Source organism: Brevibacillus sp. AY1, from assembly GCF_029870785.1.
Lineage (GTDB): Bacteria > Bacillota > Bacilli > Brevibacillales > Brevibacillaceae > Brevibacillus > Brevibacillus invocatus.
Genome location: NZ_JAFLPN010000012.1, coordinates 32,400 through 45,415 on the forward strand (window position 1 = coordinate 32,400; position 13,016 = coordinate 45,415).

14 protein-coding genes, 1 pseudogene and 1 riboswitch are annotated in these 13,016 nt (G+C 47.9%); of the genes and pseudogenes, 11 read left to right on the forward strand and 4 right to left on the reverse strand.

The genetic code is table 11. The features are described 5' to 3' along the window. Positions 1-12 precede the first annotated feature (12 nt). The 6 genes from JZI27_RS11995 to JZI27_RS12020 all read left to right on the forward strand — a co-directional run bounded on the left by JZI27_RS11995 (position 13) and on the right by JZI27_RS12020 (position 4,605). The gene (locus JZI27_RS11995; RefSeq protein ID WP_122909708.1) at positions 13-219 is read left to right on the forward strand and encodes a DUF1657 domain-containing protein; all 207 of its coding nucleotides are present in this window, start codon (positions 13-15) and stop codon (positions 217-219) included. 75 nt (positions 220-294) lie between these two features. Then, positions 295-1,155, forward strand: a complete 861-nt coding sequence (locus tag JZI27_RS12000; RefSeq protein WP_280207639.1) for a DUF421 domain-containing protein — start codon at positions 295-297, stop codon at positions 1,153-1,155. Positions 1,156-1,170: 15 nt separating this feature from the next. Further along, positions 1,171-1,644 carry a stage V sporulation protein AC gene (spoVAC, locus tag JZI27_RS12005; RefSeq protein WP_122909706.1) on the forward strand — a complete coding sequence of 158 codons (474 nt, stop codon included), beginning with the start codon at positions 1,171-1,173 and terminating at the stop codon, positions 1,642-1,644. Positions 1,645-1,647: 3 nt separating this feature from the next. Beyond that, positions 1,648-2,655 carry a stage V sporulation protein AD gene (spoVAD, locus tag JZI27_RS12010; protein WP_280207640.1) on the forward strand — a complete coding sequence of 336 codons (1,008 nt, stop codon included), beginning with the start codon at positions 1,648-1,650 and terminating at the stop codon, positions 2,653-2,655. 11 nt (positions 2,656-2,666) lie between these two features. Beyond that, entirely contained in the window at positions 2,667-3,017 is a 351-nt protein-coding gene (gene spoVAE / locus JZI27_RS12015) for a stage V sporulation protein AE (protein ID WP_122909704.1), read from the forward strand. Positions 3,018-3,042: 25 nt separating this feature from the next. Further along, entirely contained in the window at positions 3,043-4,605 is a 1,563-nt protein-coding gene (locus JZI27_RS12020; RefSeq protein ID WP_280207684.1) for an alkaline phosphatase family protein, read from the forward strand. Positions 4,606-4,674: 69 nt separating this feature from the next. Here JZI27_RS12020 and kdd read toward each other — a convergent pair whose 3' ends face one another. Beyond that, a complete protein-coding gene (gene kdd / locus JZI27_RS12025; protein WP_251244560.1) occupies positions 4,675-5,211 on the reverse strand; it encodes an L-erythro-3,5-diaminohexanoate dehydrogenase in 537 nt (178 codons plus the stop codon). A gap of 54 nt (positions 5,212-5,265) precedes the next feature. Here kdd and JZI27_RS12030 point away from each other — a divergent pair, with 54 nt between their 5' ends. Next, positions 5,266-5,652 carry an AAA-type ATPase lid domain-containing protein gene (locus JZI27_RS12030; RefSeq protein ID WP_251244559.1) on the forward strand — a complete coding sequence of 129 codons (387 nt, stop codon included), beginning with the start codon at positions 5,266-5,268 and terminating at the stop codon, positions 5,650-5,652. 192 nt (positions 5,653-5,844) lie between these two features. Here the strand turns inward: JZI27_RS12030 and JZI27_RS12035 are convergent. Beyond that, positions 5,845-5,916 (reverse strand): annotated as a pseudogene (locus tag JZI27_RS12035) (polar amino acid ABC transporter ATP-binding protein); the annotation flags it as partial. Positions 5,917-6,015: 99 nt separating this feature from the next. Here JZI27_RS12035 and cuyA point away from each other — a divergent pair. After that, the gene (gene cuyA / locus JZI27_RS12040) at positions 6,016-7,014 is read left to right on the forward strand and encodes a D-cysteate sulfo-lyase (RefSeq protein WP_280207685.1); all 999 of its coding nucleotides are present in this window, start codon (positions 6,016-6,018) and stop codon (positions 7,012-7,014) included. 105 nt (positions 7,015-7,119) lie between these two features. Here cuyA and JZI27_RS12045 read toward each other — a convergent pair whose 3' ends face one another. Further along, positions 7,120-8,598 carry an Lsa family ABC-F type ribosomal protection protein gene (locus JZI27_RS12045; protein ID WP_280207641.1) on the reverse strand — a complete coding sequence of 493 codons (1,479 nt, stop codon included), beginning with the start codon at positions 8,596-8,598 and terminating at the stop codon, positions 7,120-7,122. Between the two features lie 361 nt (positions 8,599-8,959). Here JZI27_RS12045 and JZI27_RS12050 point away from each other — a divergent pair, with 361 nt between their 5' ends. Further along, complete coding sequence (locus JZI27_RS12050) at positions 8,960-9,307, forward strand: hypothetical protein (RefSeq protein ID WP_280207642.1); 348 nt, start codon at positions 8,960-8,962, stop codon at positions 9,305-9,307. A 106-nt stretch (positions 9,308-9,413) separates the two neighbouring features. Here the strand turns inward: JZI27_RS12050 and JZI27_RS12055 are convergent, their stop codons facing one another. Next, a complete protein-coding gene (locus JZI27_RS12055) occupies positions 9,414-10,604 on the reverse strand; it encodes a coenzyme F420-0:L-glutamate ligase (RefSeq protein WP_280207643.1) in 1,191 nt (396 codons plus the stop codon). 119 nt (positions 10,605-10,723) lie between these two features. On the opposite strand from JZI27_RS12055, the gene JZI27_RS12060 reads away from it, so the two are divergent. Then, entirely contained in the window at positions 10,724-11,626 is a 903-nt protein-coding gene (locus tag JZI27_RS12060) for a LysR family transcriptional regulator (RefSeq protein ID WP_280207644.1), read from the forward strand. An 84-nt stretch (positions 11,627-11,710) separates the two neighbouring features. Beyond that, positions 11,711-12,604 (forward strand): AEC family transporter, encoded by an 894-nt coding sequence (locus JZI27_RS12065; RefSeq protein ID WP_251244591.1) that lies wholly within the window; start codon positions 11,711-11,713, stop codon positions 12,602-12,604. Positions 12,605-12,813: 209 nt separating this feature from the next. Further along, a riboswitch (cyclic di-AMP (ydaO/yuaA leader) is annotated at positions 12,814-12,947 on the forward strand. Positions 12,948-13,016: the final 69 nt, after the last annotated feature.

Genomic DNA, 13,016 nt, shown 5'->3' on the forward strand with positions numbered 1-13,016 from the left:
AGGTGAGAGCAGATGACAGTAGGATCGCAGGTGAAGCAAACACTGGCTAGCTTGAAAGGTGCGCAGGCCAACCTGGAAACGTTTGCGCTGAATACGCAAAACCAACAGGCAAAACAACTGTATACCCAAGCAGCTGAGCAAACGCAATCGATCATTACCAATCTGGAACAACGCGTTACTGAGCTGGAAAACGAAGAACCACAATACAAAGGATTTTAATTGCTTCCAAACAGGAGACGGAGGAGGGGACTCTCTCCCTTCCCTTTCCTGGTGGGAATTGGAGGTAAGTGAAACATGCCGGATTGGCTGGACATCGTCATAAGATCGCTCGTAGCCTTTGTGTATCTATTTATCCTAACCAAAATCATCGGGAAGAGACAGATAAGACAGATTACCTACATCGAGTATATTGTGGGAATTACCATTGGTTCCATTGCCGCTTTTATGGCTACTGAAGTGGATAGTCCCATTTACCACAGCTTGATTGCGCTAACCATTTTTGCCTTGTTCCCGGTCTTATTGGAGTGGCTCTCTCTTAAAAGCAAGCACATTCGTAATTTCGTAGAAGGCAACGCCACGATTCTGATCAAGGACGGCAAGATTTTGGAAGACAATCTCAAAAGTGAACGGATGTCTACGGAAGAATTGATGGAGCATCTGCGAATGAAGAACGTCTTTCGCGTAGCCGACGTCGAATTCGCCTTGATGGAATCCAGTGGAGATGTCAGTGTTCTGCTCAAGTCACAGCATCAGCCAGTGACCCCTCAACACCTTGAACTGATTGTGTCTCCAGCGGAAGAGCCCCAGGCGGTGATCATGGATGGAGCGATCATGGACGAGTCTTTATCCAATCTGGGATTGAACCGCAATTGGGTAAGGGCCGAGCTGGAGAAAGCAGGGGTCGCGCTGGAAAATGTCTTCCTTGGTCAAGTAGACAAGGGAGGGCAGCTATACCTGGACTTGTACGATGATAAATTAAAGGTTCCGGAGCCGCAGGCCATGAAGCTGACATTTGCCACTTTGAAAAAATGTCAGGCAGATCTGGAATTGTACGCAATAGGGACAAAGGACAAGCGAATGAAGCGGGCCTATCAGGTCGATTCAGAAGAGCTTCAAGAAGTGATCGACCAGGTCAAACCACTGTTGATCCGTTAAGAGGGAGTGAGCCGGATGGCTGATGAAAAAAAGAAAAATCTTACACTGTCTCAGCAGAAATACCAAGAGCTGGCCAAGCGGCATGAACCGCCGCGTCCCTTGGTGCGCAATTTCACTCGTGCCTTCCTCGTCGGAGGGGGGATCTGTCTGGTGGGGCAAGCGATTCAGGAAATCTTTATTCGCTATTTTCACTTTACGGAAAAAACGGCAGGGAACCCGACTGTTGCGGTCTTGATCTTCATCTCAGCCCTGTTGACGGGATTGGGGCTGTACGATCGGATTGCACAATGGGCGGGAGCGGGAACGAGTGTGCCTGTGACAGGCTTTGCCAACTCCATTACTTCAGCGGCGCTTGATCACCGCAGCGAGGGCTTTGTGCTGGGGGTAGGTGGAAATATGTTTAAACTTGCGGGATCGGTCATCGTATTTGGTGTCGCTTCCGCATTCATCGTCGGACTCATCAAAACGCTGATCAAAATGGGAGGATAACGTATGCGCCAGGGCTACCAGTCATGGGTGTTTCCATCACGGCCAGTGATTGCCGGTACTTCTGCGATTGGCGGACCATTTGAAGCACAAGGACCGCTGGCAGACGACTTTGATATCCTGCATGGTCATCTCATGATCGGGCAGGACAGCTGGGAGAAAGCGGAGCGAGTTCTTCTGGAGGAGGCTTGCGACAAAGCGATTGAAAAGGCAGGCCTTCGAAAAGAGCAGATACACTTCATGCTGGCTGGCGATTTGATGAATCAGACCATTTCCGCCAATTTTTCTGCACGGACGCTGGCTATTCCCTTTCTGGGCATCTTCGGCGCGTGCTCTACTTCGATGGAAGGGCTCGCTTTGGCAGCTCAACTGGTAGACAGCGGATCTGCTGACTATGTACTCGCTGCGACCAGCAGTCACAATGCGGCAGCGGAAAAGCAGTACCGCTATCCTACCGAATATGGCTCGCAAAAACCGCCTACTGCACAGTGGACCGTGACAGGTGCAGGAGCAGCGGTGGTCGCAAACAAAGGCACTGGCTTGCGCATTCAAGCTGCCACGATTGGGCGGATTGTAGACATGGGCATGTCTGATCCGTTTAACATGGGCGGAGCGATGGCCCCGGCTGCTTTGGCGACGATCGAAACCCACTTTCGGGATTTGCAGCTCCCGCATGATCATTACGACCTGATCGTGACGGGCGATCTTGGAAAAGTCGGCCATTCCATTTTGTCTGAACTGTTACCCCAGCACAACGTCCACGTCCCGCTTGAGCGCTATGTGGACTGTGGCATGCTGATTTACGGCGATAATCCCACGGTATGGTCCGGTGGCAGCGGATGCGGCTGTAGCGCTACGGTCACTTACGGCCATCTGTTGCGTCGGATGAAGGAAGGGGAGTGGAACCGCATTCTCGTGGTCGCCACTGGAGCGTTGCTGTCGCCTATTTCCTATCAGCAAAAAGAAAGCATCCCATGCATCGCGCACGCCGTAGCCATTGAAGCTGATAAGTAAGGAGGGGGACCATGACGTTTTTGTGGGCATTTCTAGTGGGGGGGGCGATCTGCCTGATCGGTCAGTTTTTGATGGATGTGGTAAAGCTGACGCCAGCGCACACGATGTCATCTTTGGTTGTGGCAGGCGCAGTTCTGGATGGCTTTGGGTTGTATGATCCACTCATCGAATTCGCTGGCGCGGGTGCTACCGTCCCCATCAGCAACTTCGGCAATGCGCTGGTCCACGGGGCGATGGCAGAGGCTGAAGCGAATGGATTGGTCGGCATTATCACGGGTATTTTTGAGGTGACGAGCGCAGGCATATCTTCCGCCATTGTTTTCGGTTTTTTGATGGCCCTCGTCTTCCGGCCAAAGGGTTGAAGGGGGAAGTGTGTTGGTAAAGACGATGAAGCTTCCGTATCTCGTGATGATCGTACTCCTACTCGTCGCTGGATGCAGTACACCTCCTCAAGATCGGGCCAATCTGCAAAGAATTCAGTCCTCTGCCCCCGAAGCTGCCAAGCCTGTCATCGTCATCCTCGTCGATTCGTTAATGGACAAGCCACTGCGTGAAGCGATCCAACAAGGTCGTGCTCCCGCCCTTCAGTTCTTGGTATCCAAAGGACATTACTATCCACAGATGGTAAGTTCTTTTCCCACCATGTCGGTAACGATAGACAGCACCTTTTTGACGGGTACATACGCAGACCAGCATCAGGTGCCGGGCTTGGTCTGGTACAGTGGCAATGAAAACCGCATGATCTACTACGGCAATGGACCCAAGGAAGCGCTGAAGATTGATCAAGTGCAGCAGTTTATCGATTCCGTCTATGAACTAAATCAGAACCATCTGAGCAAAAAAACGAAGACCATCCATGAAGAATTAGCCGAAAAAGGAAAACATTCCGCTTCCATCAATGCGATTGTCTATCGAGGGAAGACGGAGCACAGTTTGCATGTGCCGACGTATCTAGCAAAAAGCACGCGATTGCCGGAAGAAATCCGAGTCAAGGGACCCTCCCTGCTTTCCTATGCAGCTCTGGCACAACTCGACCCGCAGAATCACCGGAATGCCCAACTGTGGAAGAAGTACGGACTGAATAACCAATTCTCCGCGCAGGACATCGCTTATCTGATCGAGCAGCGCAAGCTTCCGGATGTAACCATCGCCTACTTTCCAGAAAATGATATGTCTGTACATAATAAAGGAAGTGCCCAAACTGAAGGGATCGTAAAAGCGGATCAGGCGCTTCAAATCGCGCTGAACGCATACGGCTCCTGGGAGCAGGCCGTCCATCAGGCCGTCTGGATTGTCATGGGAGACAGTGGTCAAACCGATGTTCAGGAAGATAGAGAAGCTGCTACCATCGACTTGAGGTCATTATTAGCTGGTTACCGCATTGCGAAAATAGGTCAGCCCGTGCAGGTGGCAGACCAGTTGGTGATTGCCGCAAATGAGCGGATGTCCTATATCTATGCCATCGACCCGCAAGTCTCGCCCGCGCAGGTGGTGAAGCTTTTGCAAAAGGAGGACAAGCTCGACATCATTGCCCTGAAGGACAGTCAAAATGTGCAAGTTACGGCAGGGAAAAGCAACCAGACATTCTCCTATCGTCCAAAGGGAAAATTCGTAGATGAATACGGTCAGTCGTGGACATGGACGGGCGACCCCGGGCTGCTGGACATGACGATTACAAACAACCGGATCACGTATGGAAAGTATCCCGACGTATTGGCTAGGCTGTACGGAGCCATGCATTCTCACGAAGGGAAATACGTGGTCATCACTGTCAAGCCCGGTTATGAGCTTGCAGGTGAAAATTCCCCTTCCCATCGAGGGGGAGCAGCTCACGGATCGCTGCATGAACAAGATTCGCACGTTCCTATACTCGTAACCGGAACAGACACCCGCCCAAAGACGTTGCGAATCGTTGATCTGAAAGATTGGATTCTGCAATTGGTGAAATGATGAAAAAAGGACCAGGGAACGTGAGATTCCATTGGTCTTTTTCGAGCTGTTCAAATGCATGTTCAAACGCTACAGCAAACCTTCCGCCCTCATCCGTCTTCCTACATCCAGCAATCCCAAGGCAAATTCCTGCGGCAAATCCTCAGGCAATTTCGCAAAGATGCCGCTCTGAAACAGGATGGCCTGTCCAGAGACACGAACCTGACAGGTATCCATATCCATCTCATGAATCTCGTCGATCTGTAACGGTGTCAAGGAAAGAGAGACAAGTGTCGCGATTTTCGTGCCGACTTCAACCTGTTCGCTGAAATCCTTACCGACCTGGCGTACCACTCCGATCAACATACCGCCCGAACCGGTGACAGGATTATGCTGCTTCCCGCGCTGTTGGACGGTCTGCAAGATCAGACTGGCTATTCCATCAGGAGTTTGGGCTTGACTGAGCATTTGCCGAAAGCTGGCAGCGTCAATATTGAGCATTTCTACATCAATCAACAGCTCATTCTCGTACACCTGCATCGTATTATCCAATTTCCAGGCGGCTTGTGGCAGAACGCCTTCAGGCTCCAGGACACGGTGGCTTCCGTAGGGACATGCTTTTTTCAACGTTTACGCCTCCTGCTTTATGAATGTAATGCGAAGAATGGAAATTCACGATCAATGGGTGAATTTCGTCCCGATCTCTACTTTCGACTAATCGTGTTTCCGATCCATATTCCACCGCTGCGCGAACGAGCGGAGGATGTCGTCGGCATCATGCTCAGCTTTTTGGAACGCTTCAACCATCTGTATAAAAAGAGACTTATGTTTCATCAGCGGACCATTGATAAGCTGCTTGCCTATTCCTGGCCAGGCAACGTGCGCGAGCTGGAGCATTTCGTACAGCGGCTGGTGCTTACGGTAGATGACGGTGTGATCACTGTAGATGATCTGCCGGAGCACATCCATGCCAAGTCTTCGGAGGAGCGCGTGGAGCAGGCGAGTCTCAATCTGCCTCAAACCCTCAAGGAAGTGGAGCGAAGCATGCTGCAAAAAGCTTACATGTAAGTGAATAGGTACAAAGGTGAGGAGGGAGAATCATTCGGGATGAGTCTGTACAATCCGATCGTAGAAATCAAAGCATTGCGAAAGAGCTATGGAGACACGGAGGTTTTAAAAGGGGTCAGCCTTTCTGTCTCCAAGGGTGAGGTCGTCGTCATGTTCTACGATCACGCCATTGTCCACGAACACCACACGATCGGCCACATCGCGCGCGATCGCTACACGCTTTTTTTGCCCTCCAGACAGCTTGGAGGGATACACCTCCGCCTTGGCCTGCGGATTAACTTTTAAGAGGGGCAAAAAGGATTTTCAGAAGAACGTGTAGTATGGTGTAGGAGAAATCCATGCATGAAAAGAGGGGAACGGCACATGAACCAGATTCGCTATGAACGCAGAACCTATACAAATGGATACACGCCGATTCAAAAGCTGGAACGGCTTTCGAAAGCATTGGGAGGCCCAGCTATTTGGATCAAACGAGACGACCAGCTCGGACTGACCGCAGGTGGAAACAAAACGCGTAAATTGGAGTATCTCGTGGCGGATGCGATCAAGCAGGGGGCGGATACGTTGATTACCTGTGGGGCCGTACAATCCAATCACTGCCGTCTGACTCTTGCTGCTGCCGTACGGGAAGGCTTGCGCTGCCAGCTGGTGTTGTCGAAGCCGGAGGCGGGGGAATACAACCCGCAAGCGAGTGGCAATCATCTGCTGTTTCACTTGATGGGTGTGGAAAAAATCGAGCTGATTCCTGCTGACGGTGACATACAGGTGGCGATGGAAGCCTTGGCCCAGGCCGTGGAGAAAGAGGGGAGGAAGGCGTACATCATCCCGCTCGGCGGCTCCAACCAGATCGGGTCTCTCGGTTACATGGCGTGCGCAGACGAGATCGAGCAGCAGGCCATGGAGATGGGAACACCGTTTGACTACGTGGTTACAGGCACGGGGAGCGGGGGCACGCATGCAGGACTGGTCGCAGGCTTCCTCGCTCGTCAATCCCATACAGAGGTGATTGGAATCAATGTCAGCGGCACCAAGGAAGGCAAGGAGAGCCAAGTGCGAGATCTGCTGTATCGTACCGCTGCCCTCGTAGGACTGCAAGGAGAGATTCCAGATGATGCTGTCCGCTGTGATGACCAGTATGTCGGTGCCGGGTACGCGATTCCGACCGAAGAGATGGTAGAGGCCGTGACGCTAGTTGCCCGCACAGAAGGTATATTGCTGGACCCTGTCTATACGGGTAAAGCGATGGCGGGATTGATCGGGATGATTCGTAAAGGCGAGCTGACTCCAGATGACCGTGTCCTGTTTTTGCATACAGGTGGTACCCCTGCGTTGTATACCGTTCCTCAGCTTTTCATTCCGTAACAGCATAGCAGTCTGATAGAACGTCTTTTTATGGAAAGCAAAGCACAATAGGAAAGAGGTAGAAAGGAACGCTCAACACGTCCCTGACTACCTCCTTTTTTTGCCCTATAGCTCGACGATCTTCGTGGCGATATTTTGGCAAAATTCACGGTCATGCTCTACAAACAGAATGGTCGGGGAGTATTCGAGCAAAAGCTCCTCGATCTGCATGCGAGAAATAACATCAATATAATTAAGCGGCTCATCCCAAATATGCAAATGTACCTTCTCGCAAAGGCTTTTGGCAATCAGCACCTTCTTCTTTTGACCGCCGCTAAAAGCCGAGATGTCCTTTTCAAATTGGACTCTGGAAAAATCGAGTTTTCGTAAAATCGATTTAAAAAGAGATTCATCGATTCCGTTGCTTCTGGCATAGTCCGTCAAATTGCCCTGCAAATGCGAGGTGTCCTGTGAAACAAACGATATTTTCAGCTGGCTTCCCTTTCTGAAGGTACCCGTATAGTGGATATCCTCACCGTAAATGAGCTTGAGAATGCTGGATTTCCCAGAGCCGTTTCTCCCTGCCAGCGCAATTCGCTCCCCTTGTTCAATCGTGAAGCTGACATCCGTGCAAACCGTCTTGTCACCGTAATTGATAGAGACATGTTCGAGCTCTGCAAGCTGGTTTTTGTGGAAGGCGAGCTGAGATATCTTCAAGCTGTCAGCGTGTTCCACATTTTTTAGGAGCTTTGATCGTTCATCGATCGCCGATTGCTGTCTATGCTCGATGGATTTAGAGCGTTTCATCATTTTGGCTGCCTTGTGGCCAATGTAGCCTTTATCCACCTTGGAGCCGGAATTCCTTGTACCGTTTTTGGTTTTTTCCACTTCATGAGACCAGTTGCTCGTTCGTTTGGCTGATTCTGACAAGCGTTTAATGTCTTTTTTCAGCTTTTCGTTCTCTGCCAGCTCGTATTGGTCTTGTCGCTGTTTATTTTCCCACCAATCCGAGAAGTTTCCTTTTTGAATTTCGATGTTGGTCTTATTGATGGAAAGAATATGGTCCACGCAGTTGTCCAGAAAAGCACGGTCATGGGACACCAAAATATAGCCGCTTTTGGTATGGAGATAATCACTGACAAGCTGCCGGGCATTCATGTCCAGATGATTGGTTGGCTCGTCGATTAGCAGGAAGTGGTTTTCCTTCAGAAACAAGGCAGCCAACAGCAGTTTTGTTTGCTCGCCATTGGACAGGGTATCAAAAGGGCGATACAAAACATCCTCCGATACCTTCAGCAAGGAAAGCTCGCGCATCAATTCCCAGTGCTGATAGTCTGGAGTGATGTCGTTGATCACATCCAAGGTCTGCTGCTCCTTGTTTGCGATCTGGAAAGGGAAGTACTCAAAATGGACGTTCGCAGAAATCTTGCCGCTGTAGTCGTACTTGCCGAGCAGCAGGTTGAGAAAGGTTGTTTTTCCTCTGCCGTTCCTTCCCGTAAATCCCAATTTCCAATCGGTATCGATCTGGAAATTTACGTTTTCAAATATGTGATCGAAGCTGCCTTCATAGGCAAACGTCAGGTTGGAGACTTGAATTAATGACATCACAATACCCCCTGTATGAAAAAATAAAAGCTACAAGAAAGTTACTTTCTCGCAGCTCGAATACATACAGTAAATCCAACCCAAATATGGCGTCAGATCAGGATATGGTATGAGAGAAAGGATATCGTAACTTTCTTGCGTATAAAGAAATAAAACATGCGAAAAAAACCGCTGTTTTGTTTGACTTTACGTGCAAGAAAACTTACATCCTCTTCAACTCCCATCATGAATTACAAAAATTGTATCACAACCATGTGCAAAATCCAAATCGATTTTGTCGGAGGTACGCTGGGTTCATCGGGTCATTAGGAATGTATGGCAATGGCTTGGGGTAAAGTAAGAGGGACTGGAAGACGAAAGGATGACGAGCAACTTGACGAAAAAAGACTATGTCCTTACCATCGTAGATCATTTGCAGAAGCACCAGGAGATCATGTCAAGCGATCTTCAATCCTTGCTGCAAGATGTGAAGACCAACATCGAGCAGGTTCCGGCAGATACCTTTTTCCTCGAAAGCAACATGGTGATGACAGAGACTGTTTCCGAGCGGAAGCCTAATGTGTCTGAGCCGCTGTTTCGGCTCTCTGAAGCATACGATGAGCTGAAAAAGCTGGCCGAGGCGAACCGGGAGTCACGACCAGAGCTGTTGTCAGCGGTGACACAGCTGGAAGGTCTTCTGAATTCGTCCGAAGGCTATTTTCCTGAATAAAATCAAGGGTTTATATTCTAGAGGCAATCTCCAAGTACTCACTATGCAGAGTACGAGATTGCCTCTAAATTTGGTTGCGCGCAGGCTTTAGCGAGCGTACTTGCGCTTATTTTGTATAGTTATCAAAATAACCTTGAATATAAACAACAGGCGTACCCTTATCTCCGCTGCCAGAAGTTAAATCGGATAGGGAACCGATCAGGTCGGTAAGTTTTCTAGGTGTAGTACCCTGTGCTTCCATCGATCCGACAAGATCAGAATCTTTATTGTTAATGTAATGAGAGATCGCTTGCTTAAGCTCTTCTCCTCTTAAATCTGCAAAGTTATTATCAGCAAGATATTTTAGTTTGACTTCATTGGGCGTACCGTCAAGTCCTGATGTGTAAGCTGGCGAAACAACAGGATCAGCGAGCTCCCAAATCTTCCCTACCGGGTCTTTAAAAGCTCCATCTCCATAAATCATGACTTCAATATCCTTACCCGTCTTTTCTTTGAGAAGATGCTGTATTTGATCCACGATAGGCTGGCAATTACGCGGGAACAGCTTCACACTGGTTTCAGTCGATTTATTTGATCCCAGCAGGCCGTAAGCTTCGTTATATCCACTACCATCAATAGACTCAGACAAAATGTTATCGAGGCTATAGATTTTGACTCCGCCATTTGCCTTCAAGATTCTTTTTGTTCTGAATCTCGAATGGATATCACAAGTCAGAACGCTTTTGGTGTATTGTAAAATGGTCTTTGGATGATTGGAGAAAATCACTTCACATTCGACACCGTATTCTTCCACGATCGATTTATAGTAATCAATATAGTCCACACCCGTAAAAGGATGTTTATTATAGCCAAAATGTTCACGGAATTGCTGTTCTGTTAAAACATCCGTCCAAGGATTCACTCCTTTTTCATCCAGCATATCCAAATCTACCAAGTGGTTTCCTACCTCGTCTGATGGATAGCTAAGCATCAGAACCATTTTTTTAACGCCTTTTGCAATACCGCGCAGAACAACTGCAAAACGATTACGACTCAAGATCGGAAAAATAACGCCAACCGTATCTTCTCCAAATTTCGAACGTACATCTTTCGCAATATCATCGATCGTTGCATAATTCCCTTGAGCACGAGCAACGATAGACTCTGTGATCGTAACGATGTCTTTGTCATTCATGTGAAAGCCTTCCACTTCCGAAGCCTTTAGCACACTATCTACAACGATTTCCTCGATGCTGTCCCCTTGATTGATGATCGGGCAACGAAGGCCTCTAACAACAGTTCCAACTACTCTTTCCACTATGATCACTCCTTGTAAGGACTAAAGCTTATTCACAAGACTTACTGCTTGTACTATACATCGGTTGAGTGATATAAGTAAAATGAATATATGGAATGATAGGTATAAGGGGCGCTTATATGATAAGCAAATTAGATTTATATAAAATATTTTGCAAGGTAGGAAAAAGGAAAAGCTTTTCTAAGGCAGCCAAAGACCTTTACATGACCCAACCCGCTGTTAGCCAGGCAATCATGCAATTGGAAAGAGAATTGGATATACGTCTTTTTAATCGAACGCCTAAAGGGGTATCTTTAACAAACGAAGGCAGTCTTCTCTATGAATATGTAAATTCGGCTTTGAAATTAATTGATGTTGGGGAAGAAAAGATTTTAGAATTCAAGAATTTGTCGACAGGGGAATTAAAGATTGGGGTAGGGGATACGATATCGAGATATTTTTTACTTCCCTATCTGGAAGCTTTTCATAGTAAATATCCCAATATTAAATTTAAGATCGTGAATGGTACCACATTAGAGCTTTGTTCGATATTAAAATCAGGAGAGGTTGATATTGCCATTGTTAATTTGCCTCTTGATGATTCTACCTTAGAACAAAGACCGTGCATCGATATCCATGATATTTTTGTTTGTGGGGAGAAATACAAGCATCTCGTATCGAAACCCATAACCCTAGATGAAGTGGTAAAGCTGCCTTTAATCCTGCTTGAATCGAATTCAAATTCCAGAAGGTATGTAGAAGATTATCTGCTATCGAAAGGCATACAGATTTCTCCGGAATTTGAATTGGGCTCTCATGACTTATTACTGGAATTTGCGAAAATCAATTTAGGAATAGCCTGTGTGACCAAAGAATTTTCCCAAGAGTATTTGAAAAAAGGATTATTGTATGAAGTACCTTTAACGGATGAGATACCAAAGAGAGAAGTAGGAGTCTGCTTTTTAAAAAGTGTGTCGCTCTCACCAGCTGCATCGAAATTTGTGGAGATATTGGAAAATAATAAAGTCGATCACGCTACCTAAAAAATAAAGCGGGATCGGCTTTTTTTCATGTTGCTCTGGTATACTGAAGCAGGAAAGTGAATGGATAAGGAAGTAGGGAATGGCATGATATTTTTCCAAGTGATTTTACCTGTATTACTGATTTTTTTGAGTGGTTACATCTTGCAGCGGATCTACAAGCTGGATCTCAAACCCATCTCGACACTTGCCATATACGTGTTGTCTACGGCTCTGGTGTTCCGTACGTTTTACAAGACGCCGCTCGATATGCAGCTGTTCTACATCGTGGTGATCTCCACCTTGCTGACGATTGGGCTGATCCTGATCACGCAAATGACAGCGAAATGCTTCAAGTACGACAAGCAGCAGGAAAGCGCGATGATGCTCTCCACGGCTTTCATGAACAGTGGAAACTACGGGACGCCGATCATTCTGTTTGCTTACGGCGAGACGGGCTTTCACTATGCGGTACAGATCATGGTGTTCCATGCCATCATCATGGGAGTCTTCGGTGTCTATTTCGCTTCCCGGGGCAAAGGCGGGGCGAAGGACGCGATCAAGATGGTGCTGAAGCAGCCCTCTAATCATGCGGTTGTGGTCGCTGTCTTGTTTCAAAAGCTTCAGATTTCGATACCAGAAACCTATTACCAGGCGATTGATCTGGTTGCCCAGGCTGCAATTCCGGTGGTGATGCTGATTTTGGGCATGCAGCTGGCCAATGTATCGGCAAAAGGACTGGAGTGGAAAGGGATCAGTATCGCGAGCGTGATTCGGCTGGTCGCATCCCCGGTGCTCGCTTATCTCATCTGTCTGATGTTTCCGATTGATCCCTTGCTTCAGAAGGTACTGATTGTTTTGGCAGCGATGCCTTCAGCGGCGACCACCGCGATGTATGCCATCCAATTTAATGCCAGACCGCAGTTTGTCTCCAGCTCCGTCTTGGTGACGACGGTGATGAGTGTAGGAACCTTGACATTCCTGCTGCACTTTTTACAATGAAGCGCGATTTTCATGAACATTCCGATTGCGGCAGGGAAGGATTTGGAAGGATACCGGAGGATTCAGAAGAAAGAGAAAACTGATTACGGTTAACTCCCTTTGAGAGAGTCAGAGGGGGTTATACGGCGTTTTTTGAAAATTGAGTATACATTCACGTTATGGTAAACTGAATTTCATTACCCAATCCGTTTTAGTAGCGATTTAACCAACTTCATATCGGGCCTAGTTTCGTCCTTGACGAAAACGGGGGAACCATCATTGGGGTTAATTCTGTGCAAACAGAAGGGATGCTACCTGCCATCCTACCCGTCAGCTAACCTCGTCGGCTAAAGCAGAATCAGCATACAATCTACGTGTACATGCTTGCTTTTCGTGTATTGACTAGCAGCTCTATTTGGGCTACCAGTCGCGC